The sequence below is a fragment of the Pirellulimonas nuda genome, assembly GCF_007750855.1.
In the GTDB taxonomy this organism is placed as follows: domain Bacteria; phylum Planctomycetota; class Planctomycetia; order Pirellulales; family Lacipirellulaceae; genus Pirellulimonas; species Pirellulimonas nuda.
Map to the genome: position 1 here is coordinate 4,899,068 of NZ_CP036291.1, position 25,726 is coordinate 4,924,793.

A 25,726-nucleotide genomic window follows, 5' to 3' on the forward strand; every position below is an offset into this window, starting at 1 on the left:
CGCACGCTGATTTTCGTCCGCCCTCCTCTCGAGCCCCTGTCGGGGTTCGGTGGCCAACCGAAGAAGTCGAGTAACCCCATGCCTAGCGGATTCAGCTCCGAACAACAAAGCTACATCCAAGGGCTCGCCATCGGCGCCGATGTGGCTCGCAGCGTGCGCGGGCTGCCTGTCTTCGCCAGCAGCGGCACGACCGTGTCGATCGGTGGCGCCCCCGCCACGCCGCGCGGGGGCCCCCACCGGCCCGACCAGCTTCACTACGACGCTCAGGACCGCCAGTCGGCTGCGGGGGGCAAGCTGGTCGCGGAAGAGCGGGCCAAGCGCGAGAAAAACCCGCTCGACCAGTGGGACGAGATCGAGGCCCGCGCCGCCCGGGGGGAGTTCCCCAAAGGGATCGACGTCTTCCTGACCAAGTACCACGGGTTGTTCTACGTCACCCCGGCGCAAGACGCGTTCATGTGCCGCCTGCGTTTCCCCGGCGGCGCTGTACGCAGCTACCAGCTCGCCGGGCTGGCGGACCTGGCGCTCGCCCACGCCGGCGGCTACGCAGACGTCACCACGCGTTCCAACCTGCAGCTCCGCGAGATCCCGGCTGCCGCGCCCGCCAAGGTGATGGTCGGCCTGCGGAACCTGGGCATCGTCAACACCGGCGCCGGCGCCGACAACATCCGCAACGTAACCGCCAGCCCGCTCAGCGGGCTCGACCCGCACGAGCTGATCGAGACGCTGCCGCTGGCGCAGGAGCTGAATCAATACATCCTGAACCGTCGCGAGTTGTTCGGGCTCCCGCGGAAGTTTAACGTCGCCTTCGACGGAGGGGGCCGCGTGAGCGCGCTGGAAGACACCAACGACATCGGCCTGCACGCGGTGCGCCTCGAAGAGCCCAGCGGAGACTCGGCTGCTGGCGTCTACTTTCAGCTCGCGCTGGGCGGCATCACGGGGCACGAAGACTTCGCGCGCCCGACCGGGGTGCTGCTCCTGCCCGAGGAGTGCATCAACGTTTGCGGCGCCATCCTACGCGTCTTCATCGCGAACGGGGACCGCACCGACCGCAAGCGGGCCAGGCTGAAGTATCTGCTAGACGATTGGGGGTTCGAGAGGTTCTTGACCGAAGTAGAGAAGGAGCTTGGAAAGCCGCTGCGCCGTGCGCCGGTGGCGGCGTACTCACGCCCCGCGGCGGACGACCGACTGGCGCACATCGGCTTCCACCCTCAAAGGCAGCCCGGGCTGTGCTACTTGGGCGTCGTTCTGCCCGTGGGTCGGCTCACAAGCCAGCAGATGCGCGGCCTCGCTCGGATCAGCGACCGTTTTGGCAACGGCGACCTCCGCCTCACGGTGTGGCAGAACCTGTTGATCCCCAACATCCGCGTTGAAGACCAACAAGCCGTCGCCGAAGCGGTCGAAGCGCTCGGGCTTGGCGTCGAGGCGAGCAGCGTTCGCGCCGGGCTGGTCGCATGCACGGGCAGCGCCGGCTGCAAGTACGCCGGCGCCGACACCAAACGCAACGCGATGGAGATCGCGCAGTACGTGGACGACCGGCTCGAGCTCGACACGCCGGTGAACATCCATGTCACGGGGTGTCACCACTCGTGCGCTCAGCACTACATCGGGGACATCGGGCTGATCGCCACCAGCGTCGACGTTGGAGACGACACCGTGGAAGGCTACCACCTGTTTGTCGGCGGCGGGTACGGCGATCGTCAACGCATCGGACGAGAGCTATTCTCGTCGGTCCGCGCCGACGAGGTTCCGGCGCTCGTGACGCGCATCCTGGAAGGCTTCCTTGACGCACGCGAGTCGGTGCAGCAGTCGTTCGCCCAGTTCACCGCGGCCCGCAGCGTCGAGGAATTGAAACGGTTGTTCACGGGGTCGCCCGCCCCTGTTTAGGCCCTGGAGGGATTGATGACTGCATCGCTAGTTCCTGAAACCGCGCCGTTCGACTCGGCTCAACGCGCCTGGCTCAACGGCTTCTTGGCCGGGTGGCTCGGCGTCGATGGCGCCCCCCCTCCGGCCGACGTCCCAGGCGCCCCCCAATTGATGCTTGGGGGGCCGACGGCGGTAGAAAGCCTTGACGCCGAGGAAGAGTTCCCTTGGCACGACGCGGCTCTTCCGCTCCACGAACGGATGGCGCTGGCCGATGGCAAGCCGCACGAACGCCGATTGATGGCGGCGATGGCTCAGCTAGACTGCGGCGCTTGCGGCTATCTGTGCCAAACGTACTCCGAGGCCATCGCCCGCGGCGAAGAGAAGAGCCTCACGCTCTGCTCGCCCGGCGGCAAGGAGACCGCCAAGAAGCTGAAGGAGCTGGTCAAGCTCTCCGTCCCCCCGACGGCAACATTAAACGGCGCGACATCGAACCCCGCCACGCCGACCACTACCCCGTCCAACGGCGCGGCGTACGGCCGCGCCAACCCTTTCACGGCCAGGCTCCTTGAATCCCGGAACCTCAATGGCGCCGGGTCGGCAAAGCACACCAGCCATGTCGTGATCGACTTGGCGGACAGCGGGCTCAGCTACGGGGTCGGCGACTCGCTCGGCGTCTACCCGACCAACTGCCCGACGCTGGTCGAAGACATCCTGGGATCGCTCCGGCTTGCGGGCGACGAGCCGGTAACTGCCTCCAATGGCGTGAACACGACGCTCCGCGACGCCCTTACCCAACACGCCGACCTCGGCAGCGTCGAAGAGGAGCTGCTGGAGCTGCTCATCGAATCTACCGACGACTTCGACCAGCGGGCCCGGTTGCAGTCGCTGATCGGAGACGACGCGCTCGATGAACTGGACGTGCTCGAACTTGTGCGGATGGCGCCCGCCGCGCAAACGCCGCCCGAGGCGTTTGCTCAGGCGCTGGGCGTGCTGAACCCGCGGCTCTATTCGATCGCTAGCTCGCTGGCGGCGCACCCGAGGGAAGTCCACCTGACCGTTGGCCGCGTGGCGTACCAGAAGAACGGTCGCGAGCGGAAGGGGGTCGCGTCGACCATGTTTGCCGACCGCCTGCCGGCCGGCTCGGCGGTGCGCGTCTTTGTGCAGCCTTCACACGGCTTCACCGTTCCGGCCGACCCGACCGCGGCGATGATCATGGTCGGCCCCGGCACGGGGATCGCGCCGTTCCGTGCGTTCCTCGAGGAACGCGAAGCTGCCCGCGCCCCCGGCAAGAACTGGTTGTTCTTCGGCGACCAGTGCGCGGCCACCGACTACCTCTATCAGGAGCAGCTCTCTGCCATGCAGTCCTCCGGCCTGCTCACCCGCATCGATACGGCGTTCAGCCGCGACCAGCAGGCGAAGGTCTACGTCCAAGACCGCATGCGCGCCGCGGGCGCCGAGTTGTTCGCTTGGCTCGAAGCAGGGGCGTACTTCTTTGTCTGTGGAGACGCCAAGCGGATGGCCGTGGACGTCGACCGGGCGCTGCACGAGGTAATCGCGGAGCACGGCGCCCGCGACGAGGCTTCCGCCAGGGCCTACGTTGAGGCGCTCCGCAACTCGAAGCGCTACGTGCGAGACGTCTACTAGCCCCGGGCGTCCACCGCCACGGCGCCGCTCAGAAGTTCGTTTCCCACTGCGTGTAGAAGAAGTCCGCGTCGCGAGTGCCGATGATCTTTTCTCCCCGCCAAAGGTGAGAGTAGCCGAACAGGATGTTCGACCGCGGGCAGATCTGGTACTGGACGATGGTGTCGAGCTCGTGCCCGAAGTCGCGGCTGGTTGTGTTCTGATCCGTATTGAAGCCGACGCCCGGCACGATGTCGCCGGCCTGGGCCGCCCCTAGGTAGTAGTACCAGAAGAGCAGACTCAGCTTGTCCGCCGGCGCCGCGGTAAGCAGGCAGTTGGGAGATGAGATGTTCGACCGCTGGGCGGAGTCGATGAATCCCAGGTACTTGTGCGCCAGAGGAAACAACTGGTTGTAGCGGTTCCAGGCGCCGTTGCCGTCGTTGCCCGTTGCGTAGTCGTAGTAGAACCACAGGGTGGGAGACCACTCAACATCAAAGTTGCGTCCGACGCCGCCGGTTACGAACGCGGCGCGTTGATCGAGGCCCAAGCCGCTCTGCCTGCCGGTCTGCAACGCCCCTTCGACCTCGAACAACCAAGCGTCCTGTGTGGCCAGCATCCGTCCGCCAAACGTGTGCAGCGAGAAGTCGCGGCTGCCGGGGGCGTCCTTGCCGGGCTGATACGTCTGGCGGTTGTCGTAGCCAAGGTAGTAGAAGTCGTACACCGCGTTCTTGGCGCCTGAGTAGGTGCCATAGCAGCCGTAGAACTGCTGCTGCCAGTCGGCCGTGTCCCATTCGTCCGCTTGGGGCGGAACAAACGCCGTGAAGAATCCGTCGACCGCCCAGTCCCCTTCTTTGTGGATCACCTTGATCCCCTCGAAGGTGCGCCGGGTGTTCGCCCAGTCGAGCGGAGACACCGTGCGTTGGGCGCCGTAGAGAAGCTCTTGGCGACCGATGCGGAAGGTGGTTTCGTCGGTCAACTTGGTGTCGAAGAACAAGTTCAGAAAGTTGATCGGGTCTTCGTCGATCGCACGCGGAACGTAGCTCTCATCAGCCGCCAGGTTGGCGTTGATCAGTTCGCCAAAGAACCGGACGTTTTCGGTGGCCTGCCAGTTGGTGTAGAGGCGCAGACGCGTGAGCAGGAAATCGTTGTTGGTGTCGCCAAAGCCGTTGAGGTCCCCCACCTCGCGCCCCATGCCAAGTTCCGAGTGCTGACGCAACCGAAGCTGGCCGCCGATGTCGTACGTCCCCAATTGGCCGCCGGCCAGCTCGTTCTGCTTGAGCAGGTCGCCGAAGCAGGCGCCGTCGTAGTTCGGATCGCTCAAGTAACTGAAGTCGTTGGCGTAGAAGACGCCCTTGTGGGAAGAGGCGCACGGCGATTGAGCCGTCGCCCAGGGCGACACGAGCAAAGCGCCTACCGCGCATCCTGCGCGTAGCAATCGGAACATTCCCTGTCTCACTCGTTGGGCGCCGTTCGGGCGCGGCAAAAAAGGGTCGCCTAGTAATGGTCGATCGGCCAAAGCCACGAGCGCAGGTGCCCTTTGTGGAAGCAGCCGCGCAAGTCGTTACGACCCGCTCAGCCCTCAATTCATGCCGGACACGTTCAGTCCGAGCGGACGTCTGCGGACCAACGGACGGGCTACGAACGATTTCTATCGCGGGCCCATGGCCGGCAGGGTGGCGGTGCGCCGCAAATCGGCGCCGCTGCCCAATGAACGGGCGGCTCGGTCAGCGGCTGCCGCCGAACCACGCAAAGTACTTGAGAACACGCCGGCTAAGCTCTGGCATGACAATTGCTTCCAGAGGTCTCGTCTCCACCCACCGGCACCAACCTCAACGGTTTTGTTGGCACTGGACCCTCCCCGGAACGCCCGGCCATTGTTGGCTGTGATCGACGACGACCCCCTCGTTGAGGTGCAGGTGCGGCGTGCGCTGCACGGATTGGTTCCCTCGATCGAGGCCCGATTGTCGGCGAGTGATGGGCTCGACTTGATCCGCAACGCCCGTCCCGACGCCGTGATCCTCGACAACATCCTGCCGGACCGGCTGGGGATCGACACGCTCGCCGAGATCCACCGCATCGACCCCCGCGTGCCGGTGATCTTTGTGACCGCACGGGGTTCGGGCAGCACCGCGATCGAAGCGATGAGGCTGAGCGCGTTCGACTACCTGCCAAAGCCGATCGACCCCGCTACGTTGCGCTGCCAGGTGCAGCGTGCGTTAGAGCTGCGTCGGTTGCTGGACGCGCCCCCTCAGCAGCCGGCAAACGGCTCCCCGGCCGCGGACGCGGACGCCGAGTCGCTCGTGGGAGACAGCCCGGCAATGCAGCACGTCTTCAAGGCGATCGGCCGAATCGCGATGCAAGACGTGCCGGTGCTGATCCGCGGCGAGGCGGGCACCGGCAAGGAGGCGGTCGCACGCGCGATCCACCGCCACAGCGGTCGGGCCGGAAGTCCCTTCGTTTGCCTCCGTTGCTCCGCCTTTCAGGGGACGGACTTGGACACCGAGTTGTTCGGCGACGGACGCCCCGAGAGCGGCGGCGTCGCCGCTGCTGCGGGAGGGACGCTCTACCTCGAAGAGATCGCTGCCCTGACGCTTCCGACCCAGGCGAAACTGCTGGCAATTCAGCAGGCGTGGTCTCGCTCAGGCGGAAGGGAGCCCACGCCGTGCCGGGTGGTCGCCAGCAGCGCCGTTGACCTCGAGGGGCTCGTGCGTTCCGGGCGCCTTCGCTCCGACCTCTACTACGCGATCTCTTCTTTCACCATCCAACTCCCCCCGCTTCGACAGCGTCTGACCGATCTTCCCTTGTTGATCGAGCAACTGCTGGCGCAGCTCTGCGAGGTCTCTCCACAGCACGCCGCCGCTCCCCCGCGGGTGTCCGAAGAAGCCTACCGAGTGATCGCCCGCCACACTTGGCCGGGGAACATCGATGAACTACGCAGCGTCCTCAAGCGGAGCGTTGTGGAAGCAAAGGGGAACGTGATCACGTCGGACTACCTCAAGGCGGTCCTCGCACGCGATCCGGTGGTCGCCGACGGCGGACCCGACACGGGGAGCCAGAACGCGACCGACTGGGACCGATTCGTCGACTTCCGGATCGACGGCGGCACCGAGGACCTCTACGCCGAAGCCGTGGCCGAGACCGACCGCAAGGTGCTCGCCCGGGTGCTCCGCAACACGGCCGGCAATCAGGCGCACGCCGCGCGGCTGCTTGGCATCACGCGGGCCAGCCTCCGCAAGAAGCTTCGAACGCTCGGCATCAGCATCCAGCAGGTAGTAGAGTCCACGGCCCCATCGTGAAGACCAGCGACTTGCTCGACCGCACCGACGCCGCTCTAGCAACCTGCGCGCTTCTGCTCAACGCAGCCGCGGCCGCGAGCTTGCTTCTCGCGGTTGTGGGGGCCTGCGCCGTGGTCCGCCACGATGGAACATGGGTGATGGTGGGGATAGCGATTGCGGTCGGCACGGCGATCCTTGCCGCGGCCCAGCGGGTCGGCGCCGCCCGCCGACAGCACGCCCTCGCGCTTCACGAGAGCGCCCAGGCCCGCCTACGCGTCGAAGCGTCTCAGGCCGTCCACGACGCCCACTGGGCCGACACCCAGCACGAACTCCGAAGCCTCGCCATCCTCATCCAGAACGCCGCCGAGATCGGCGGGGAGCCGGTGTTCGGCGACGCCGCCGCCTCGATGCTGCGGGCGCTCGACGACTTCGCGGCCAAGGCCCCCTGCCCGCAAAGGGCGCCGTTTGACGTGCGCCGGCTGATTGAGCGTGTCGTCTGCCTTGTGGGGCCGTCCGCGCGGGCCGCGGGGCTGCGGTTCGAATGGCGGATCGACCCCGCAACGCCGACGATCGTCGTCGGCGACGAAGCCTGGATCCGCCAAACGCTGCTCGGCCTGTTGAGCAACGCGCTGAAGTACACCCAACACGGCGCCATTACCCTCGGCTGCGAGCTGGCCGCAACCGACTCCCGGGTCGCGCTGCTGTGCTTCGAGGTCGCGGATACGGGCCCCGGGATCCCTGTGGAGGATCGGGCGCGTGTGTTCGAACGCGGCTTTCGGAGCCGGGCCGATCTGCCGGGCGCCGGGCTCGGGTTGGCCATCGCCAGGTCGCTGGTCGACCGCATGGAGGGCCGCATCACGCTTGAAAGCCGCGTCGGCGCCGGCAGCCGGTTCACGGTCGAACTGCCGCTAGCAATCGCCCTCGGACCGGCGCCGGCCGACGCCGAGCCGCTCTCGAAGCCATGGATCGGGGCCCGCGTGTTGGTAGTCGAGGACGACGAGGTGAACCGGACGGCGTGCCACGCCGCACTGCTTCGGCTCGGTTGCGAAGCGTCGCTGGCCGATTCTGGGGAGGCCGGCCTGCGGGCGCTTGCCGAATCCAGTTACGACGCCGTACTGCTCGACATCCAGATGCCCCGCATGGACGGCTACGAAACGGCCCGGCGGTTGCGGTTGCGAGAACAGGAGACGGGCGCCGCTCCGACGCCGATTGTCGCCTTCACGGCTCACGCGACCCAGCTCGACCGCCAGCGCTGCTTGTCCGCAGGCATGAACGGCTTTGTCGTCAAGCCGGTGCGACCGATCTTGCTTGCTCGCGAACTGTCCCGCGTGCTAGACGTCGGGCGGTCGCAAGCGTGCGAACCGTCGGGCCCGGGCTACGACCTTGATCTCGTCGATTGCTTCCTCAAGCATGCGCCCAACGAGACGGCGTCGCTGTCGCAAGCGATCGCAAAACAGCAACCCGAGGAGGTCCGCCGCTTAGCGCACCTGCTCCAAGGCCAAGCAGCCAACTTCGGCCACGCGGGGTGCCGGCACGCGCTCGGTCGGCTCGAAGACGCCGCGACGGCCAAGCACGTCAGTTGGCCAACGCTGCAGCAGTTGGCGGCCGAATCGATCACCGCCGTCGACCAGTTGCGGTCGGCCTTGGTCGGGAGCGCGACCTGAGCGCCCGGTCAGACAAGTCGTCTTGCTTCATGCAGCTCCGCTTGGCGGACGCTCTTTGATCGCGACAACGCTTCGTCATGGGCTGCCCGACCGGCGCTGCGATAGCTCATGCTCCTCAAGCTTCTTCTTCAGCGTCGTTCGATGCAGACCCAGCGCTCGGGCGGCGGGAGCGCACTCTTCGTCGAAGTGCTGCATGGCGCTCGACAGCAGCGGGCCCTCGATCTCTCTCAGCAACTGCTGGTAGACCGAGCCTGCGGACCGCGGATCGTTCAAGAGTTCTTTGGCTCGCTGCGCTGTGGCGTCCGCCAAGTTCAGCGTCCCGGCCTCCTTGGACGCCCAAGCCTGGGTGAGCAATGGCGACTGCGGCGCGGGCAGGTGTTCGGGCAAGATCACGCCCGCCCTGGCGACGACCTGGGCGCGCTCGATCGCGTTCCGCAACTCTCGGACGTTTCCGTGCCAGGCGCGTCCGCGCATCTCTGCGACCGCTTCCTCCGACAAGGTGAATGCGTCCCCCCCCATCCGCGAAGCGAAGTACTAGGCGAGAAGCGGGATGTCGTCGATGCGATCTCGGAGCGCTGGTAGGCAGATCTCAAAAGCGCAGATGCGAAAATAGAGGTCGTGGCGGAACGCGCCGGCACGGACACACCCCGCTAGGTCCTGGTGCGTTGCGGAGACGACACGGAAATCGGCCTTCACTGGCCGGTCGGAACCGACCGGCGTCGCCTCGCCCAACTCGATCGCCCGCAGCAGCTTCACCTGCAAGTCCAACGGGATGTCGGCGACCTCGTCGAGGAACAAGGTGCCGCCGTCGGCTCGGGCCAGCAGCCCTTGGCGCGTGCGGCTCGCCCCGGTGAACGCGCCGTCGACGTGTCCGAACAGCTCCGACTCGGCCAGAGTGGGGTTGAGGGCGGCCACGTTCACCGCGACAAACGGCCCGTCGCGGCGGGGGCTGTGCCGATGGATCGCCTGGGCGGCCAACTCCTTGCCGACCCCGCTCTCGCCCGAGAGCAGCACGTTGGCGCGGGACGCGGCCGCCAGGGCGATCCGCTTGAACATGGCGTGCATCACCGGCGAACGCCCGACCATGCCGTCGGTCGGTTCAGACTCGTCTAGGCCGGGCTCGGGGCGTGCGGCGGCTAGGGGCGCCACCCGCAGCGCCCGCTCGAAGGCGGACCGGATCTCGTGCAGGTCGAACGGCTTGAGCACGTACTCTTGGGCGCCGCTGCCCACCGCCCGCACCGCGGTCTGAAGGTCGCCGAACGCCGTCATCACAATGATCGGCACGTCGCCGATAATCTCGCGGAAACGCCCCATGGCTGTGAGCCCGTCCATCCCCGGCAGCCGCACGTCGAGCGCCAGCAGGTCGGGGGGCGATTCGGCCGCGAGCGCAAGGCCGCGTTCGGCAGACGGCGCCACACGCACTTCGTGCCCCAGGCTCTGGCCGAGCTTCTCTAAGCCCCAGCAGATCGACTGTTCGTCGTCAACAACAAGGATGTTAGCCACGTGCGGTTCCTGGTTCAGGAGTGGGCGGCCCGGCGACCGGCAAGAGTATCAAGAACCGCGTGCGGCGTCCCCGCCGGATCCATTCGATCTGACCCCCGTACGACTCGACAATCCGGCGCGCGACGGAAAGCCCTAGGCCAACCCCTTCGGGCTTGTCCGTCACAAAAGGGGCGAAGACACGGTCTCCGACTCCGGGTTGAGGGCCCGGCCCCGAATCGGTCACGACAATGCGGGACTGTCGACGGTCGCCCCAGGTCAACACCCTCACGACGCCCGCCCGGTCAGAGTCCGACGGGCGCCCCGACGCCGCGTCGAGCGCGTTGAGCAACAGGTTCATCACGGCCTGGCCGAGCAACTCGGCGTCCGCGCTAACGACCGCGGGGTCGCCCAGCCGCCGCTGCCGCAAGCGCACCCCGGCGTGCCGCGCCGCCGGCGCCACCAGCGACGTCATCTCCGCAACCAGGTCGGCCAGATTGACGTCTCGGCGGGCCTCCTCGGCCGGTTGCCGGCCGATCTTCAAGAAGCGATTGAGCCGATGCTCCATCAAGTCGAGCTGCCGGCGGGCGACCGACAGGCTCTCAACGCCCTGTTCGGATCGGCAGCCTTCGGCGTGCAGGTCTACCGCCAACCGGCAGCCCGTAGCGGCGTTTCGCATCTCGTGCGCCAGCCCGGCGCCAAGCATGGCGAGCGTCCGCATCTGCTCGGTCTGGCGGACCTCGGCTTCGAAGTCGGCAAGGCGCGTCGCGGTGTGATTGACAGCGATCGTGAGATCGCGGGTCTCGTCGTTCAGGCGGGGCGTCGGGATCTTTGAGAAGTCGCCTCCCGCAAGCGTCTGCACTTCGCGCCCGAGCCTGCCCAACGCACGGCTGATCCGTGTCGTCACCAAGTGCGTCACAATCGCTACGCTCAGGGCTGTCGCCAGGCCAACCAGCAGCGGTGGAAGAAACACCGTCCGCCACGCGGCGTTGTAGTCGTCGTGCGGGAAGAGGATATGCAGGACCGTTGGCCCGGGGAACGGGGTACGGCCCTTGATCGCTACCGCGGAATGGTAGTAGCCAAGCCCGTCTAGCTCGATCGAGTCGCCCAGCTTCACTTGGTTGATTCGGCGCGCGGCGTGGTTGCCGGCGTCAAAAACATCAGGCCCAACGGCCAAACTCGAAGCGAGACGGCGGCCCGACGCATCGGTAAGCACAAACTGGGCCTCGGCAAGGCCGCCCATCTGCGCCAGCACCGAGTCGGTGAGCGGAAAGGAACTCCCCGCGAGAACCCGCACTACGTCCTGCAACTGACGTTCGATGCGTGACTTCGTTGCGAGGGTTGCGGCACGCGCATTGATCAACGCGATCGCCGTTAGGCTGGCCAGCGCCACCGCCAAGAGTGGAACCATCACTTGGTAGCGGATAGGGATTCGCAAGGGCGCGCAGAGAGGGTGGGGGCTGGGTTGATCGTCGCGGCGGTCGTGTCGAATCGCTGGACACGGGGTGTCGGCCGACTCGACACGCTGCTGCAGGCACGGCGCGCCTTGCGTACTGATTATAGCGAGAACATCGGATGAACGAGAACGGCGTCGGTTCGGAATGGAAATTGCCTAGGGGCACGCGTCGCCCAGCACCGGCGGCAGCCAGCGGTTCACTCGCACAGCACGGAGTAGAGAATGGAGAATCGTAGCGGACGGACGCCACGCGGCGCCTTTACCTTGGTCGAGTTGCTCGTGGTTGTCGCCATCATCGGCATCCTGGTGGCGTTGCTCCTGCCGGCCATCCAGTCCGCTCGCGAGGCCGCGAAGCGGGCCGCGTGCCAGAACAACCTCAGGCAGCTCGGCCTGGCGCTGTTGAACTACGAATCGGCCGAGGCCCACCTGCCGTTCGGAAAACGCGTGGAACCTGACGGCGCTGCGAGATCGTGGGTCCCCGACGTGCTCCCGTATCTCGACCAACAGGCGATGGTAAGCGACGCCAACTACGACCTCAACCAAGACTGGTGGCGGATCCAAAGTGTGTACGTCGAGGACCCCGCCAACCCCGGGGCGTTCATCCCCGACCCCAGCGGCGGGCCCGTCCCGAACGGCATCACGGTGCAGAAGTTTCTCGACATCATGGTCTGCCCCTCGACCACCATCCAGGAACGCACGCAGTTCAAGGACGACGGCCCGGTCGGACACAAGATCGGCGCCTGCGGCGACTACTTCGCCCCAGAGGGGGTCCATAGCCGCATCCTCAACGAGCTCCCCAACACGGCGCCGCTGGGCGCGCCCTTCCCGGAGTTCCCGCCGGGCGTCACGGCCAACAGCAACACCGTGCTGGCGGGCGTGCTGCTTCCGTTCGGCGCCGGCGCGCTGCCGGCGTGGACGACCACCATCGACGGCGATCCGCGCCTCCAGCTCATCAAGAAACGCGTCAGCTTCCCCAGCCTTTCGGGGATCGCCGACGGCACGTCGAACACCATCATGCTGGGCGAGTGCGCCGGGCGTGAAGACGTGTGGCGGGGCCGCAAGCTGACCCCCGCAAACGCCACCCGCGGCGACGTCAGCTGCGCCCGCGCCCGCGGCGGCGCGTGGGCCACCAACGACAACACCTACGCCATCGGCCAACGCATCCAGTGGTGCAACAGCAGCCTCACGGGCGTCAGCGCCGTTCCCGGCACGATGAAGATCAACAACTCCAACGAGTGGGGCCACCTCTACTACAGCTTCCACCCGGCCGGATCGCAGTTTGCGTTTGCCGACGGGTCGGTCCACTTCGTCTCAGAGAAGGTGGCCCTGTGGGTGCTGGCGTCGCTGACAACCCGCTCGGGGGGCGAGGCCCTCAGCGGGGGCGACTTCTAACGGGGCGCAAGCGATGCAAAGCGCGGAAGGAACCGATTCCGCGGCGCCGTCCGAGCCGCTTACGGTGGCGCTGCGCTGTCCCGACTGCAACGCCCCAGGCGTGGTCGAGTGGCGCAAGCTTCAGCACGGGCTGAAATGCCACGGCTGTGGGTGTGAGTTCATGATCGCCAAAGGGGGAGACGTGATCTCCCTCCGCGAGCAGCCGCAGACTCGGTACACCTGCCCCAGGTGCTGCCGGTCGGGCTCGATCGCGGCGATCCTAGCGGTCAACAAACCCTGCTGCCCGTCCTGTAAGCTGCCGCTCGTGCGGGGGCCCGACGGGCGCCTGCACAGCGCCCAAACCGCCGAACGGCTCAAGCGTCAAGCCGCCCAGCAGGCCGGGTTACAGCGACGTTTGGAATCGGAACGGAAAGCGACTCGGGACGACGGCCAACTGCGAACGCGCATTGCACAGACCGCGCGCATCGGCGCGGCAGCTCTCGTGCTGATCGTGGGCATTTCGGCGGCCTGGAGCCATCGAGCCAGCACACCCGAGGCTCGTGCGGCACAGTTCATACGCACGTGCCTAGCAGCAGACTGGGAAGACGCCGGTGAGTTCATCGAGGACGACGCGGTGCAGCGTGTGGAGTTCGATCGCTGGCGGGTGCGCTACTTCTCTTCCATCTTGGATCGGCACCGGCCCGCTGGCGACCGCGTCGTCATCCGCGTCGACCGGCTTACCGACGATCCGACGCAGGTCCTGCTGCGCGTCACCCTACGGTCTCACTTCTTCGGAGAACGGTCCCACCAACAGTGTTGGCACATCCGCGACGGGAGGTGGACATTCAACGCGTTGGGCACGTTGGCCGACGGGAATTCCTCACGCGGCACTGGCGGGAAGGGAGAAGGCTGAGGCAGTCCGCAGCAATAGGAATCCAGTGGATGCGAGCGGTGGGACTCCCAGCGGCGGACGAAGCCACACAGAAGCACTGCGCCGCTTCGACCCTCCCCCGTCTGACTTCGGAAGCCCCTACTCCATCGGGTTGCTGATCGTTCCGATCCCGTCGATCGAGATCTCTACGACGTCGCCCCGGGCGAGACAGAAATCATTGGGCGGTACGACCCCTGTCCCGGTCATCAGCAGCACCCCGTGGGGGTGCGCGTTGTGGCGGAACAAGAAGCCGACCAGTTCTTCGTGGCTGCGTTTCATCTGAGACAAGGTGGTCTCCCCTTCGAACGCGGTAGCGCCGCCGCGGCGGATGACCAATCGCACCTTCGATGCTGGATCGATCGGACCCTCCTCCGGCACGAGCACCGCGGGGCCGAGCGCCGCGCAGCGATCGAACGTCTTCGCTTGCGGCAAGTAAAGCGGGTTCTCCCCCTCCAGGTCGCGGCACGACAGATCGTTGCCCACCGTGTAGCCGACGATCGTGCCGTCGCGAGCGATCACGAGCACCAGCTCGGGCTCGGGCACGATCCACTTGGAGTCGGCGCGCAGGGTCATGGGTTGGCCGGGGCCCACGACACGGTGGGGGGTGGCCTTGAAAAAGATCTCAGGCCTCGGGGCGGCGTATACGCGGTCGTAGACGTCGCCGCCGCCGGCCTCCTGTGACTCTTCCATCCGCGCCGTGCGGCTGCGGAAGTAGGTGACCCCGGCCGCCCATACCTCTTGACTATCGCCGATGGGAGCAAGCGGACTGGAGATGGAGTGCGTCGAACCGCTCAAGCGGTTCGACGAACCGGTTGCCCGCCTGAGCGTCTCGGGCAAACGAGGGTCGTTGACGAGCGTTTCCCAGTCCTCGTTCAGCGAGTACAGGTCGTCGCCCGATCGGAGCAGCGGACCGGACTTGGTTTGGTAGAGCAGCATGTCTGTGGACGCCTCCCAAGCGAGGTGCATCGTGACGAGAGTGGCCCGCGTATTCTGCCGACCTCAGGCCACACCGGCAATCCGCCCTGCCCCGCCGACGCCGCGATCGGCGGAAGCCCCGTCGGGGCGTGTTGCAACAGTCGGCCATCTTGCATGTTCTCGGGCTAGCAAGGACGCTGCTGCTGGTTGCCGTCTCGCCGCTGGCCTGTGGAACCGACTAACCAACACGGACGGAGTACCAAGCGATGAACGACTGGTTCCCTGCCGACGCGTCGCTGCTGGACGTGCAGACAAGCGCCGTCGGACCAAGCGGCTTGCTGCCGCTGACCGACGCCTTCCTCCGTGATCGGCCCAGCGGCGACCTGTTCGGTTGGACGCAAGACGCCGCGATGGGCTGCAACCCAGACGAACTGGGCAGGCCGGAGTATCTGATCCTCAGCACGCAGGGAGGGCTGCGCGCCCCCGACGGCGCCCCGATCGCCCTCGGCTACCACACGGGGCACTGGGAGGTCGGCCTGCTGGTCGAGGCGGCTGCGCACGAATTCCGCGCGCTCGGGGCGACCCCCTTCGCCGGCGCCTGCACCGACCCCTGCGACGGGCGTTCGCAAGGCACGCGTGGCATGTTCGACAGCCTGGCGTACCGCAACGACGCCGCGATCGTGCTGCGCCGCCTGATCCGCTCGCTCCCGACGCGCAGCGGGGTGCTCGGCGTGGCCACGTGCGACAAGGGGCACCCGGCGATGATGATGGCCGTCGCGGGCGTTCGTGACTTGCCCGCGGTGATCGTCCCCGGAGGCGTGACGCTGCCGGCCAGCAGCGGCGAGGACGCCGGCAAGGTGCAGAGCCTCGGCGCCCGCTACGCCCACGGGTTGGTTACGCTGCGAGAGGCCGCCGAACTCGGGTGCCGCGCCTGCGCCACGCCCGGGGGCGGGTGCCAGTTCCTGGGGACGGCCGCCACGTCGCAGGTCGTCGGGGAGGCGCTCGGGCTTTCCCTGCCCCACTCCGCCCTGGCGCCGAGCGGCCAGCCGATCTGGCTCGACCTTGCGAGGCGTTCGGCGCAGGCCGTCGCCGAGCAGCGGCGACGCGGCCTTGCGGTGAGCGACATTGTCACCGACGCCGCGATCCGCAACGCCATGACCGTCCACGCCGCGTTCGGCGGCTCGACGAACCTGCTGCTCCACCTCCCGGCGGTGGCCCACGCGGCCGGCCTGGCGCGGCCTACCGTGGCCGACTGGGCCGAAGTGAACCGCGTCACGCCGCGCCTGGTAAGCGTGCTTCCCAACGGCCCCGTCGATCATCCTACCGTCAGGGTGTTCTTGGCCGGCGGCGTACCGGAGGTGATGCTCCACCTCCAGGAGCTTGGTCTGATCGACGTCGACGCGCTCACTGCGCTGGGCGAGCCGCTCGGCGCCGCGCTCGACGCGTGGCGCGGTTCGCCGCGTCGCAAACGGCTGCGGTCGTTGCTGCAAGAGCGCGACGGCGTCGACGCCGACGACGTGATCATGCCGCCAGACCGAGCCGCCGCGGCCGGGCTCACCGGCGCCATGGCGTTTCTTACCGGCAACCTCGCGCCCGACGGCGCGGTGGTCAAAGCGACCTCGATCGATCCATCGCTTCTGGAGTGCGGCAGCTTCCGGCACACCGGCCCAGCGAAGGTGTTCACCGATGAGAAATCGGCGATGCGGGCCATCAAGGGGCAGGGCGACCAACCGATCGAGCCGGGCGACGTGATTGTGCTAGCCGGATGTGGCCCGATGGGCACCGGCATGGAGGAAACGTACCAACTCACGTCCGCGATGAAGCACTTGCCGTGGGGTAAGAGCGTTTCGCTCGTGACCGACGCCCGCTTCTCGGGGGTCTCGACAGGCGTCTGCATCGGCCACGTCGGCCCCGAGGCCCTCGCGGGCGGACCGTTGGGCAAGGTCCGCGACGGCGACTTGATCGAGATCGCGATCGACCCGCCGCGGGCCGCGGGATCGGTTGACCTCGTGGGGTCTCAAGACCAGGTAAAGGACCGAGCGTGGGGCGATGCCGAACTGGCCTCCCGCCCGCTGCGCGCCGACCTGATTGAAGCGGAAGGCCTGCCCGACGACACGCGTCTGTGGGCGCTGCTGCAATCGCTTAGCGGCGGGACCTGGGGGGGCTGCGTCTACGACTTCGAGGCGATACGCAAGACCGTTGCGAGAAAAAGCGACGCGTAACGCTACTACTCTTGCTGCGCCGCGTTCTTCTGTGTCCCGCGGCGGGCGAGGCGATCGTCCGGAAAATCGGTGAAATACCCGTCCGCCCCAGCGTCGACGAGGCGACGGATCAGAGCCGTGGCGTCGGCCGAGTGCGGCGGCAGTGCGTCGCGCCTGACCGTGTACGGAAACACCAGCAGGCCTGCACGGTGCGCCCCCTCGGCGAGCCCAGTTGTACGTCCCGTTTCGTCCAGCACCAAGCCGTAGGCGGGGCCGATCGATTGGGCGTAGCTCGCAATGTCCGCGAGCGCCGCGGCGTCGGGCGGCTGATCGCCCCCCAGCAGTTGGCAGAGACGGAGCCCGCAGCCAAGCTCGCCCCGTACGCGGCGTAGCTCCTGGGTGTCAAAGCATTGGACGATCGCGGCGTCCTCGGGCCGTCGATAGCCGTGCTTGTCCAGCACACGCAGCGTCTCACGACTGACGTCGAGCCCGCGATCGGCGTGCTCCGCCGGGCCTTTGATCTCGACGATCAACCCAACCCGACGCCCCGTTGATCGGTTCAAACCATCGATCAGCACCATCTCTTCGTCGAGCGTGGGAACCCGTAGCGGGAGGGCCTGCGCCATGGGGAATCGTCCCGGGTGCGTCGCTGGCCCCCCGGCCGCGGATCGGCGCGAGTTGACCCGCAGCCGCCGCACCTCCGCGAGCGTGAACTCGGCCGCCGGCCAATGCCCCTGGGCGTTGACCCGTGACGGGAAGACTTCGGAGACGTCGGTCGTCGAGTCGAGCGTCAGGTCGTGCAGGACGATGGCCTGACCGTCGCGCGTGAGCACGACGTCTTGCTCGATGTAATCGGCGCCCAACGCGTGGGCCATGGCGACGCCCGCGAGCGTGTGCTCGGGCAAGTAGCCCGAGGCGCCGCGATGGGCGAGCACCAGCGGCCGATCTGCCAGTTCGGCCCCCATGACAATGGGGGTGACCGACAGCAGCGTTGCAGCGGTGAGCGCGGAACGTGCAAAGCGCTTGGTGATTTCGTTCTGTTGCATTCAGAAAGGTCTAGACCCGCCGTCCCGTTCTCGCAAGACGCGCAAGGCCGCTTCATGGAAACTTCACCAAGCAGGGCTCCTCGGCCGAGCGCGTTCTAGGCGGAGGGCTAGCCGCCCCCAAGGGTCCGTCGAGCGTCACCCACACGAACGCCTCGTCGGCACGCAACCTGGGAGCGAGCGGCGCGCAAAGCGCCCGTGCGTGCTGTGGGCGGTTGGGCAGTGCGGGGTACGCGATCGGCGGCCCCGGACCGTGAGGGCCAGGAGTCCCTGACCCGCCGTTTTGGCGGACGGTTGGGCCATTCCAGCGGGTGTCGCGACGGTGTCGTCCGAGATGAACTGCTTTATGCAATCACCGGCCAGCCCAGAAAAATGGCTCTGGACGCCCATTGACTGTCAAACGGTTTCCGGACCGGATACAAATATCGGGCGAGAACTTGGGCGACGCTCGCTGAGATTCCTTTTCAACCGGGCGATCGCACGCAGCCCAGGACGAGTTCGAGACCAAGCTGCGCGTCAACACCAACTCCTTGAAGGCGGAACCACCGATGCAACGAAAAAGTGCTGATGACTTCGATCAAGGTGTGCTCGACCTCTACGACGACTACGCTCACGGGCGGCTCGACCGCCGTGACTATATCAAGCGGCTGGGAGCGTTCGCCGTGGGCGGCTTGACCGTTGAGGCGCTGCTCGCGAACCTCAGCCCCAACTACGCGTGGGCGGAGCAGGTCAAGCCGAACGACCCCCGCATTAAGGCCGAGAGGGTGACTTATGCATCGCCCGACGGCGCCGGCGAGATGAAGGGCCTCCTCGCACACCCCGCCAAGGCGGGGAAGTTCCCGGCGGTGCTGGTCGTTCACGAGAACCGCGGGCTGAACCCGTACATCGAGGACGTCGCCCGCCGGCTCGCCGTTGAGGGATTCCTGGCGTTCGCCCCGGACGCCCTGACGCCCCTTGGGGGCTACCCCGGCAACGACGATCAAGGCCGCTCGATGCAATCCAAGCGGGACGGCGACGAGATGCTGAACGACTTCATCGCGGCCGCGGAGTTCCTCGACCGCCACCCGCTCTCAACCGGCCAGGTGGGCGCCGTGGGGTTCTGCTACGGCGGCGGGGTGGTGTACCAGTTGGCGGTGAACCTGCCCGACGTGCTCGACGCCGGCGTCCCCTTCTACGGCAGGCAGCCGGAGCTGGCCGACGTTCCCAAGATCAAGACGCCGCTGCTGATCAATAACGCCGGGAACGATGAACGGATCCTTGAGGGCGCCCCCGCGTTTGAGGCCGCGTTGAAAAAGCACGACAAGCCTTTCGAGGCCTATGTTTACCCCGGGGTCAACCACGGGTTCCACAACGACACGACACCCCGCTACGACGAACCGGCCGCGGAGCTCGCTTGGAAGCGGACCACCGATTTCTTCAAGAAGCACCTGGCCAATTAACGCAGCGCCCGGGGCCAGAAGCTCAGCCCGCTAGAACGCAGCCCGTGTCAACGGAGAAGCAACATGACGACCTTTAGAACGAACTCGGTGGCGATCGCGCTGCTGCTTGCCGCCGCGTGGTCCGCACGGACCGCCTGCGGCGAGAGCGGCGTAGCCGCCGCCGCGCCCGCCGCAGAGGCCGGCGCGCCTACCGCGAAGATCGTTTCCGCGGCCGATCTCTTTCTAGACGCGCTCGAAGAGCCTCAGCGAAGCAAGACCGTCTACAAGTTTGACGACGACGCGCAGCGCGCCCGCTGGTCGAACCTGCCGGTCGGGATGGTCCCACGCGGAGGCATAAGCATGGGAGAGTTGAGCCCCGAGCAGCGGGGCGCGGCCATGGACCTGCTCAAGGCGGCGCTCAGTAAGCAGGGCTACGAGAAGGTCATGCAGATTGTTGAGGCCGACGAAGTGCTGAAGTACAACCAACGAGGCAGGGGCGGTTCCCGCGGCGGCGGGGCCAACAGCGGCCCCCGCTTTGGTCGCGACAACTTCTTTATCTCCTTCCTCGGCGAGCCCTCGGTCACCGAGCCGTGGATGATTCAGTTCGGCGGCCATCACCTGGCGCTCAATATGACGCTGGCCGGCGAGCAAGGCACGCTCGCCCCCAGCCACACGGCGGCGCAACCGGCTTCCTATGAGATGCAGGGCAAAGCGATCCGTCCGCTGGGCAACGAGGTAGAGAAGGCCGTCGCCTTGATGGCCTCGCTCGATGAGGCGCAGCGCAAACAGGCCGTCCTCGGGTTCCGCGTGCGCAACCTCGTGCTGGGGCCTGGGCGGGACGGCCAGATGATCGAACCCGAAGGGCTCAAGGGCGATCAGCTCAACGAAGATCAACGCCGCATGCTGCTCGACCTGGCGAGCGAGTGGACCGGGATCATCAATGAGCCGACCGCCGCGGCCAAGCTGGAAGAGATGGAAAAGAACGTTGCCGAAACCTGGTTCGCCTGGAGCGGCTCGGCAGAAGAAGGCAGCGTCGGCTACTTCCGCATCCAGGGGCCAACCGTGTTTATCGAGTTCGCCCCACAGGGCCAGGGCGAGGCGGGGCTAAACCACCTCCACACAATCTATCGAGACCCCACCAACGAATACGGGGCCCGGTGGTGGCGGAAGCATGATTAGCTCGCTGCGTCGCCTCCCGCGAGCGCCAATCCTGATGGTCGTGCTCTGCGGACCGACGGACGGCCATCAGCTCGACGAGTTAGTGCAGGCGACCCTCGTCGACGTCACGCCCAGCGCGGTTCATCTTTCGATCAACCTGTCCCCGGGTGTCGAGATAGCGGAAAAGGTCATCGCCCTCGCCGACCGCGACGCCGATGGCGTGATCTCGACCGCGGAATCCGAAGCCTACGCGCGCGGGCTGACGAGCGATCTGGCCGTGAGCCTGGACGGTCACGAACTCACGCTGAAGGTCCACTCGGCGCGTTTTCCGGACGTGGCGGAGCTACAATCTGGATGGGGCGTCATCCAAATCGAGCTCGCGGCGCCCTTCTGGTGGCTGGCGTCGGGGCGACACACCCTAAGTTTCCAAAACAAGCATCAGCGCGACCTGAGCGTCTTCCTGTTCAATGCGGCGATGCCCGGGTCGCAGCTTATTGAGATCGAGGGTCAGCACCGCAACGCCGACCAGAGCGAAGGCAGTATCGACTTCGCCTACCATCGCCCCCGGGGCGACGCGTCCGGCTGGTTGATCATGCTCGGGGCCGGCGTCGTGGTCGTCGTGGCCGGCTTGGTGTGGCGGGTCGGCTGGCGTCGATAAGGTAGGACCGTCGTGGACAGCCGACGGGGCGCCGCGAGGTCCCCCGCCAGCTCCGTGGCGTGCCGGCAGACTGCTGAGACATGGGCTGCCTCGGAGGTAGGCAGACGACCCTTCACGCAGCAACCCGCGGCCTAGACATCGCGGCTCTCTTGACACCCAAAGGGTCTAGGAAGGGGAATTTACCCCCCGGACCTCAGAAAGGCCCCTCCCGGACGGCTTGTGCAAGCTGCAGCGGGGGATCCGCGGGGACGTCACTCCGGGTGCGGGAGTTCGCATGCCTCGCAAACCGTGTGTCAAATCACTCAAGTTTTGGCTCGCCGAAAGATCCCCTGGCCGCCAAAGGGTGCCAGCCCTAAGGTATTATGCCTTCAGAGTTTACGACTAATGGGCACGACAGAACTCGAATCTGTGACCTCTTGCATGTCAAGCGATTCGACGAGGCTAGCTAAAGCCTGTAAGCAGTGGTGTTTGCTAACGATTGCTGAGGTTAGCGAACCAGCTCTTACCCCGCAACTGTTTGCCTTGTTTTGCAGTCGTTAGCAAAAGTATCAGGGTAATCTACCCTAGAACGAGTAACACGCTGAAATCTAGGCCATTACTCGCTGACCCTCCCTGGGTCACCCCAACCGCCAACTTGGAATTGCCGCGTCGAAGTAGCGAGTAGGATTGCGTGCGTCGACTACTAAACAATCGCGGCTTTTGCGTAATAAGTACTTGAGCGGGGCTTAGCCACTCGGCGCCACAGTCTGTCCGGCACATTCTCGTGCCCACCGAGCCCCCTCGCTGCCCAGGCTCTCCCGAGCCGCCTCAGCGACCCGCTGTCGACTCGTGCTACGCGTTGTCTCCAGCTCTCAGCGCCCAGCGAGAGCGGTTGTGTTTCCCCCACACGACCGCTCCCGGTCTGCGGGGGCGGTCCCTCCCCCCAAGGACTCCCCCGCGATGAGCGTGACTGCAAACTCTTGCGCGCCGGCATGGCACGCAGGCTTCTTAGCGATGCTGCCGGGTATCGAACGTCAGGTCCGGATGCTGCTGCGCGGGCTGACTGGCGAAGCCCTCGACGACGCCCGCAGCGAGGCGGTCGCCCAGGCGGCTGTTAACTACCACCGTCTGGCCGAGCAGGGACGCGAGTCAGACGCGTACTCAACGCCGCTGGCCTTCTACGCGGTGCGACGCCAGCGCGCCGGCCAACGCGTAGGGTCGAGCTTCGCGAAGCAGGACGCGCTCGAGCCGGGGCGCCGCGAGGAAGAGGCCGCGGGCTGGGCCGAGCTGGTCGCGGACCGCCACGCCACCCCAGCCGAGATCGCCGCGGTCCGGGTCGACTTCCGCGACTGGCTCGACCACCTGCCCGAGGTGAAGCGGCGCCTCGCCCAGACGCTGGCCGACGGGGAGACGACCCAGGGCGCCGCTGAGTTGTTCGGCGTGTCGTCCGGGCGGATCAGCCAGCTGCGGCGAGAGTTGGCCGAGAGCTGGCGGGCGTTCACCGCGGCGCCGGCGGCGGCGTGACGCGCGTAGGCGTCAGCCGCACCACCGCGTGCCCATCTCAACACGTTCTCGTAGCCCTGTGCCCCCCTCTCTCTTCTGATCCTTACCGAAGGTCTGTCGCCAGCCCCCAGTCCCTATCCGCCACTAGCGGACCATCCAGCCCCCCAACCCCGAGACCAACTATGAAAATCCTCGTCATCAACAACGACGGCGCCGGCTTCGCCGACTACGTGCACATCGAGCCGGGCACTTCGGTCCGCAAGCTGTTCGAGCGGCAGGTCCGCGACCCGCGGCCCGAGAACTACCTGATCCGCGTCAACCGCTTGCCGGCGCCGGCGGACCAGGTCCTCGAGGAAGGAGATCGCATCAGCTTCACGCCGGTAAAGATCGAAGGGGCCTAAGAAAGGAGTTAGGCCTCAGGCATTAGCGGTCAGCGGCGAGCACGGACGCTCGCTCGGCTGGCCATTGCCTACCCAGTCCCCAGCCACCAACCCCGCCGCGAAGCGGCACTCCCCATGAACCCACGCGAAAAGATGTTGTGGCGGGCCGCCTCGGCGATCGCCGAGGTCTACGCCCGCCGCCAAGAGATCTCTCCGCCGCTTGCAGAGCCGCTGCCGATCGACGCCGTGACGCGGCTGACACGCATGATGCGGCACGCCAATAGGCGTCGGTATCGCACCGCGTCGGCCGTTCTCCGCCCGCGTTTAGAGCGGGCCCTCCGCGACCTAGCCATCGTAGCCACGACCCAGGCCGAGCGGCTGCGTGCAGAGAGGCGGCGTACCCAGCCGCCATTGGCCGGAACCCTCTACTGGGACCTGCGGGCGATCGACGACGAGTTCCCTCGATTGGAGATCGACTTCAAGCGGCAGCTGCTGCTTGTTGCGACCGATCCCATTGAGCTGGAAGAGGTCAGCCTGGGTCCATTCATGATCGCTGTCCATTGGCAGACGCTTGGCGCCGAGCAGCCTAGCTACGAAGTGATGGCCCTGCACCCCAACCCGCCCGACTCCAACCCGGGCGTCACCCACCCCCATGTAGTGGACGACCAGCTGTGTGAAGGAGAGGGGACGCACGTGCTTCAGGCCGCCAGCGCGGAAGGGAGGCTGCACGACTTCGTGCTCATCCTTCGCCAGATCCTCCAGACCTACAACGAGTCGAGTGCGTATGTCTGCCTCGACCGCTGGCACGGCGTCCCCTGCAGCGACTGTAGCGCCAGTGTGGACGCCGATGAGCGTGGCCTGTGCGGCCGCTGCGACGCACAGCTTTGCGACGAGTGCGTGTTGAGCTGCGAGGGCTGCGGCGAGGGCTTGTGTCACGGCTGCCGCGAGGACTGCTCGGCCTGCCACGAGCACCACTGCCGTACCTGCCTCGACCTATGCAGCGACTGCAACAGCTGCTGCTGCCCTTCTTGCCTAACCGGAGGAGTCTGTGATGCGTGCATCGCTGAGAAAGAGTCAGACCAAGAGAACATGGACACGGCCCCGCAGGTCGCTGCGGCTGACGCCGCACGCGTGGGCCAAGCTCCGCTTCCTGCGTGACGCGGGCCCGACCGAGATCGGCTGCTTCGGCGTCTCGGACCCCGAGGACCTGCTGCTGGTGCGGGACGTGGTGCTGGTAAACCAGGTCTGTAGCTCGGTCACCGTGGCGTTCGACGACGCCGCGGTGGCCGACTACTTCGACCAGCAGGCCGACGCCGGGCTTAGCCCCCAGCAGTTCGGCCGGGTCTGGTTCCACACGCACCCGGGCGTGTCGCCGCACCCCAGCGGCACCGACGAGGCGACGTTCGCCCGGGTGTTCGGTCCGGCTGACTGGGCCGTGATGGCAATCCTGGCCCGCGGCGGGCGCTGGTACGCCCGTCTGGGAGTGCACGCCGGCCCGGGCGCCACGCGGCGGCTCCCCGTGCGGGTTGCGTGGAACGAGCCGTTTGCCGGCAGCGACCACGCCACGTGGCTCAAGGAGTACGAGACCTGCGTTGAGCAGGAAGACGATTGGGATGAGGTCGACGCGTTCGGTGAGCGGCTGTTCGGGCTCGACCTGGGTGTCGCCCGGTCCCTCTGGAGCTGTCCCACCGACTAACAACAGGTTCTGATGCTATGAGTACGAACCAGATAGAAGACCGCTTCGTGCGGCAGGCACAGCTCGTGCCGCAAGCGAGGCTGGCGTCACTCGACGTAACCGTGGTCGGCGTCGGCGCCGTTGGGAGGCAGGTCGCGGTGCAGCTCGCCTCGCTCGGCGTGCGTCGGCTCAGGCTAGTCGATTTCGACGAGGTTGACGCGAGCAACGTCACGACGCAGGGGTACGCCCGCGGCGAGGTCGGAAGGCGGAAGGTTGATGCGTGTCGTGACGCGGTGCTGGCGATCGATCCAGAAGTTTATGCCGAAGCGATCTACGACCGCTGGCGCCCGTCCACCGGGCTCGGGGACGTGGCCTTCTGCTGCGTCGATTCCATCGACGCCCGCGCGGCCATCTGGCGTGGGGGCGGTGAACTGATCGACTTCTGGGCCGACGGGCGGATGCGGGGCGAGACGCTGCGGGTGCTGACCGCGTTCGATGCTACTAGCCGCGAGCACTACGCGGCCACGCTTTTCCCGCAGCACGAGGCCCAGACGGGCGCCTGCACAGCAAGGTCGACGATCTACGCCGCCAGCATGACCGCGGGGCTGATGCTCAGTCAGTTCGTGCGATGGCTGCGGGGGCAGCCGGTCGACGCCGACCTGTCGCTCAACCTGCTGGCGAGCGGGCTTTCTGTTCCAACCCACGAACCAAGGAGGTAGCTATTGCCGAGTAACAAGAGCCAAGGGGCTTGGCGCCCTGAATTCTGGTCGCGGCCGCCCCCGCAGGCGGCCGTGTTCTGGGCGTGCGTTGTTCTGGCCGTGCTGCTCACCACTGCGTTCTGGCCGACGGTCATCGTGCTCGCGACAGGCAGCGTCATTGCCTGCTGCAGGCTCGCGAAGCGGAAGCAGGCCTTGTCGAGGCCGGCGCCGAGAAGACGGGTCCAGCGGCGGCGGTAGTGATCGGGGCGGCGCCCCCCCCCCGGCGGGCCGCTTCGGACGCTTTTGCGTCCGGGCGGCCGGCGGGGGGTGGGGGTGGTTGGGCCTTGCAGGTGGGACTTTTTCTTAGCCCTCAGGAGGTCGGCCCTAGCCGCGACGCTGGCGTTCTTGTGGTCCTCTCTGCTACCTCGCCATCGCGCCC

At 66.8% G+C, this 25,726-nt stretch carries 22 protein-coding genes; 16 read left to right on the top strand and 6 right to left on the bottom strand.

Translation table 11 applies throughout. The features are described from left to right. The first annotated feature begins 78 nt into the window (after window positions 1-78). Window positions 79-1,884, top strand: coding sequence for a NirA family protein (locus Pla175_RS19025; protein ID WP_145288970.1), 1,806 nt, complete (start codon window positions 79-81; stop codon window positions 1,882-1,884). 15 nt (window positions 1,885-1,899) lie between these two features. Continuing rightward, on the top strand, window positions 1,900-3,507 hold the full coding sequence (locus tag Pla175_RS19030; RefSeq protein WP_145288973.1) for a sulfite reductase subunit alpha: 1,608 nt from the start codon (window positions 1,900-1,902) through the stop codon (window positions 3,505-3,507). Window positions 3,508-3,535: 28 nt separating this feature from the next. On the opposite strand, the gene Pla175_RS19035 is transcribed toward Pla175_RS19030, so the two are convergent. Continuing rightward, window positions 3,536-4,882 carry an alginate export family protein gene (locus Pla175_RS19035; RefSeq protein WP_197526994.1) on the bottom strand — a complete coding sequence of 449 codons (1,347 nt, stop codon included), beginning with the start codon at window positions 4,880-4,882 and terminating at the stop codon, window positions 3,536-3,538. A 484-nt stretch (window positions 4,883-5,366) separates the two neighbouring features. Here Pla175_RS19035 and Pla175_RS19040 point away from each other — a divergent pair, with 484 nt between their 5' ends. Beyond that, complete coding sequence (locus Pla175_RS19040) at window positions 5,367-6,779, top strand: sigma-54-dependent transcriptional regulator (protein WP_231954545.1); 1,413 nt, start codon at window positions 5,367-5,369, stop codon at window positions 6,777-6,779. Beyond that, window positions 6,776-8,422, top strand: a complete 1,647-nt coding sequence (locus tag Pla175_RS19045; RefSeq protein WP_145288983.1) for a response regulator — start codon at window positions 6,776-6,778, stop codon at window positions 8,420-8,422. Before Pla175_RS19040 ends, Pla175_RS19045 begins: the two co-directional genes overlap by 4 nt. 75 nt (window positions 8,423-8,497) lie before the next feature. On the opposite strand, the gene Pla175_RS26620 is transcribed toward Pla175_RS19045, so the two are convergent. From Pla175_RS26620 to Pla175_RS19055, 3 genes are read right to left on the bottom strand one after another with little or no spacing between them, the layout of a single operon-like run. After that, on the bottom strand, window positions 8,498-8,941 hold the full coding sequence (locus tag Pla175_RS26620) for a helix-turn-helix domain-containing protein (RefSeq protein ID WP_449301090.1): 444 nt from the start codon (window positions 8,939-8,941) through the stop codon (window positions 8,498-8,500). 15 nt (window positions 8,942-8,956) lie between these two features. Further along, window positions 8,957-9,925 carry a sigma-54-dependent transcriptional regulator gene (locus tag Pla175_RS19050; protein ID WP_231953970.1) on the bottom strand — a complete coding sequence of 323 codons (969 nt, stop codon included), beginning with the start codon at window positions 9,923-9,925 and terminating at the stop codon, window positions 8,957-8,959. Then, window positions 9,918-11,312, bottom strand: coding sequence for a sensor histidine kinase (locus tag Pla175_RS19055; protein ID WP_145288988.1), 1,395 nt, complete (start codon window positions 11,310-11,312; stop codon window positions 9,918-9,920). The genes Pla175_RS19050 and Pla175_RS19055 overlap by 8 nt, the downstream gene beginning before the upstream one ends. A gap of 267 nt (window positions 11,313-11,579) precedes the next feature. Here Pla175_RS19055 and Pla175_RS19060 point away from each other — a divergent pair, with 267 nt between their 5' ends. Further along, window positions 11,580-12,749, top strand: a complete 1,170-nt coding sequence (locus Pla175_RS19060) for a DUF1559 family PulG-like putative transporter (protein WP_145288992.1) — start codon at window positions 11,580-11,582, stop codon at window positions 12,747-12,749. A gap of 13 nt (window positions 12,750-12,762) precedes the next feature. After that, window positions 12,763-13,641, top strand: coding sequence for a nuclear transport factor 2 family protein (locus Pla175_RS19065; RefSeq protein ID WP_145288996.1), 879 nt, complete (start codon window positions 12,763-12,765; stop codon window positions 13,639-13,641). Between the two features lie 117 nt (window positions 13,642-13,758). On the opposite strand, the gene Pla175_RS19070 is transcribed toward Pla175_RS19065, so the two are convergent. Then, window positions 13,759-14,625, bottom strand: coding sequence for a fumarylacetoacetate hydrolase family protein (locus Pla175_RS19070; protein WP_231953972.1), 867 nt, complete (start codon window positions 14,623-14,625; stop codon window positions 13,759-13,761). A 215-nt stretch (window positions 14,626-14,840) separates the two neighbouring features. Here Pla175_RS19070 and Pla175_RS19075 point away from each other — a divergent pair, with 215 nt between their 5' ends. Next, complete coding sequence (locus Pla175_RS19075) at window positions 14,841-16,796, top strand: YjhG/YagF family D-xylonate dehydratase (RefSeq protein ID WP_145288999.1); 1,956 nt, start codon at window positions 14,841-14,843, stop codon at window positions 16,794-16,796. Window positions 16,797-16,801: 5 nt separating this feature from the next. Here the strand turns inward: Pla175_RS19075 and Pla175_RS19080 are convergent, their stop codons facing one another. Beyond that, window positions 16,802-17,821 carry a glycerophosphodiester phosphodiesterase family protein gene (locus tag Pla175_RS19080; protein ID WP_145289002.1) on the bottom strand — a complete coding sequence of 340 codons (1,020 nt, stop codon included), beginning with the start codon at window positions 17,819-17,821 and terminating at the stop codon, window positions 16,802-16,804. A gap of 545 nt (window positions 17,822-18,366) precedes the next feature. Here Pla175_RS19080 and Pla175_RS19085 point away from each other — a divergent pair. The 9 genes from Pla175_RS19085 (at window position 18,367) to Pla175_RS19125 (ending at window position 25,545) form a co-directional block, all read left to right on the top strand. Continuing rightward, entirely contained in the window at window positions 18,367-19,257 is an 891-nt protein-coding gene (locus tag Pla175_RS19085; protein ID WP_145289006.1) for a dienelactone hydrolase family protein, read from the top strand. A gap of 63 nt (window positions 19,258-19,320) precedes the next feature. After that, window positions 19,321-20,415, top strand: a complete 1,095-nt coding sequence (locus tag Pla175_RS19090; protein ID WP_145289009.1) for a DUF3500 domain-containing protein — start codon at window positions 19,321-19,323, stop codon at window positions 20,413-20,415. Window positions 20,416-20,449: 34 nt separating this feature from the next. After that, complete coding sequence (locus tag Pla175_RS19095; RefSeq protein ID WP_145289012.1) at window positions 20,450-21,052, top strand: hypothetical protein; 603 nt, start codon at window positions 20,450-20,452, stop codon at window positions 21,050-21,052. A 939-nt stretch (window positions 21,053-21,991) separates the two neighbouring features. Further along, on the top strand, window positions 21,992-22,555 hold the full coding sequence (locus Pla175_RS19100) for a hypothetical protein (protein ID WP_145289015.1): 564 nt from the start codon (window positions 21,992-21,994) through the stop codon (window positions 22,553-22,555). Window positions 22,556-22,716: 161 nt separating this feature from the next. Next, window positions 22,717-22,935, top strand: coding sequence for a molybdopterin converting factor (locus Pla175_RS19105; RefSeq protein WP_145282364.1), 219 nt, complete (start codon window positions 22,717-22,719; stop codon window positions 22,933-22,935). A gap of 114 nt (window positions 22,936-23,049) precedes the next feature. Beyond that, window positions 23,050-24,072 (top strand): hypothetical protein, encoded by a 1,023-nt coding sequence (locus Pla175_RS19110; protein WP_145289018.1) that lies wholly within the window; start codon window positions 23,050-23,052, stop codon window positions 24,070-24,072. Continuing rightward, a complete protein-coding gene (locus tag Pla175_RS19115; RefSeq protein ID WP_145289021.1) occupies window positions 23,966-24,610 on the top strand; it encodes a hypothetical protein in 645 nt (214 codons plus the stop codon). Before Pla175_RS19110 ends, Pla175_RS19115 begins: the two co-directional genes overlap by 107 nt. Before the next feature lie 17 nt (window positions 24,611-24,627). Beyond that, on the top strand, window positions 24,628-25,308 hold the full coding sequence (locus Pla175_RS19120) for a ThiF family adenylyltransferase (protein ID WP_145289025.1): 681 nt from the start codon (window positions 24,628-24,630) through the stop codon (window positions 25,306-25,308). A gap of 3 nt (window positions 25,309-25,311) precedes the next feature. Continuing rightward, a complete protein-coding gene (locus Pla175_RS19125; RefSeq protein WP_145289029.1) occupies window positions 25,312-25,545 on the top strand; it encodes a hypothetical protein in 234 nt (77 codons plus the stop codon). The last annotated feature ends 181 nt before the right edge of the window (window positions 25,546-25,726 follow it).

Excerpts from the sequence above, each read along its gene's own strand:
- Pla175_RS19070 (WP_231953972.1), bottom strand. The coding sequence starts at position 14,625 with ATGCACCTCGCTTGGGAGGCGTCCACAGACATGCTGCTCTACCAAACC.
- Pla175_RS19095 (WP_145289012.1), top strand. The coding sequence starts at position 20,450 with ATGGTCGTGCTCTGCGGACCGACGGACGGCCATCAGCTCGACGAGTTA.
- Pla175_RS26620 (WP_449301090.1), bottom strand. The coding sequence starts at position 8,941 with ATGGGGGGGGACGCATTCACCTTGTCGGAGGAAGCGGTCGCAGAGATG.
- Pla175_RS19030 (WP_145288973.1), top strand. The coding sequence starts at position 1,900 with ATGACTGCATCGCTAGTTCCTGAAACCGCGCCGTTCGACTCGGCTCAA.
- Pla175_RS19055 (WP_145288988.1), bottom strand. The coding sequence starts at position 11,312 with ATGGTTCCACTCTTGGCGGTGGCGCTGGCCAGCCTAACGGCGATCGCG.
- Pla175_RS19065 (WP_145288996.1), top strand. The coding sequence starts at position 12,763 with ATGCAAAGCGCGGAAGGAACCGATTCCGCGGCGCCGTCCGAGCCGCTT.
- Pla175_RS19120 (WP_145289025.1), top strand. The coding sequence starts at position 24,628 with ATGAGTACGAACCAGATAGAAGACCGCTTCGTGCGGCAGGCACAGCTC.
- Pla175_RS19060 (WP_145288992.1), top strand. The coding sequence starts at position 11,580 with ATGGAGAATCGTAGCGGACGGACGCCACGCGGCGCCTTTACCTTGGTC.
- Pla175_RS19090 (WP_145289009.1), top strand. The coding sequence starts at position 19,321 with ATGACGACCTTTAGAACGAACTCGGTGGCGATCGCGCTGCTGCTTGCC.
- Pla175_RS19100 (WP_145289015.1), top strand. The coding sequence starts at position 21,992 with ATGAGCGTGACTGCAAACTCTTGCGCGCCGGCATGGCACGCAGGCTTC.
- Pla175_RS19080 (WP_145289002.1), bottom strand. The coding sequence starts at position 17,821 with ATGCAACAGAACGAAATCACCAAGCGCTTTGCACGTTCCGCGCTCACC.
- Pla175_RS19075 (WP_145288999.1), top strand. The coding sequence starts at position 14,841 with ATGAACGACTGGTTCCCTGCCGACGCGTCGCTGCTGGACGTGCAGACA.
- Pla175_RS19110 (WP_145289018.1), top strand. The coding sequence starts at position 23,050 with ATGAACCCACGCGAAAAGATGTTGTGGCGGGCCGCCTCGGCGATCGCC.
- Pla175_RS19105 (WP_145282364.1), top strand. The coding sequence starts at position 22,717 with ATGAAAATCCTCGTCATCAACAACGACGGCGCCGGCTTCGCCGACTAC.
- Pla175_RS19085 (WP_145289006.1), top strand. The coding sequence starts at position 18,367 with ATGCAACGAAAAAGTGCTGATGACTTCGATCAAGGTGTGCTCGACCTC.
- Pla175_RS19115 (WP_145289021.1), top strand. The coding sequence starts at position 23,966 with ATGCGTGCATCGCTGAGAAAGAGTCAGACCAAGAGAACATGGACACGG.
- Pla175_RS19025 (WP_145288970.1), top strand. The coding sequence starts at position 79 with ATGCCTAGCGGATTCAGCTCCGAACAACAAAGCTACATCCAAGGGCTC.